The organism is Aminobacter sp. P4_D5 (assembly GCF_056401815.1).
Window position 1 is genome coordinate 1 of record NZ_JBFUIP010001051.1, and the last position, 593, is coordinate 593.

The following is a 593-nucleotide window of genomic DNA, read 5'->3' on the forward strand; positions in this document are numbered from 1 at the left end:
GTCCACGGACGGGCCGTGGCGGCACTGGTCCCACGACCCGGCGCCTGGAGGTACCGTGGACGGGCTGTGGGACGACCATGTATTGCTCGCCACGGCCTGCACCACCCTACCGGGCGAGACCTGTTCCCTCGGGCACACCCTCGGMGAGGCCGCGGGTGCAATCTCCTGGCCCTCCAGCCACTGAAGAAGGACAACGCCTCATGTTCCGTAACCTGCTTCTGGCGGCCGCCACCGCCGTCACAGCCTGGGCCGGCGTCGCTTCCGCCGCCACTCTCGACACCGTCCGCCAGCGCGGCACCCTCATCTGCGGCGTGAGCCAGGGCTTCGCCGGCTTCTCGACGGCCGACAGCCGCGGCGAGACCCGCGGCTTCGACGCCGACTATTGCCGCGCCGTGGCCGCCGCCGTGCTCGGCGACGCCACCAAGGTGCGCTTCGTGGCCCTGACCGCGCAGAACCGCTTCACGGCGCTGCAGGCCGGGGAGATCGACGTGCTGTACCGCAACTCCACGCAGACGTTCCTCCGCGGGAACTCCATCGGGCTGCGCCAGCTTCCCGTGAACTTCTACGACGGCCAGGGCTTCGCCATCCGCCGC

At 70.9% G+C, this 593-nt stretch carries 1 protein-coding gene; it reads left to right on the top strand.

The features are described from left to right. Nucleotides 1–200 precede the first annotated feature (200 nt). Nucleotides 201–593 (top strand): transporter substrate-binding domain-containing protein (locus tag AC1DWF_RS36605; protein WP_476843335.1); only part of this gene is annotated, 393 nt, incomplete at its 3' end.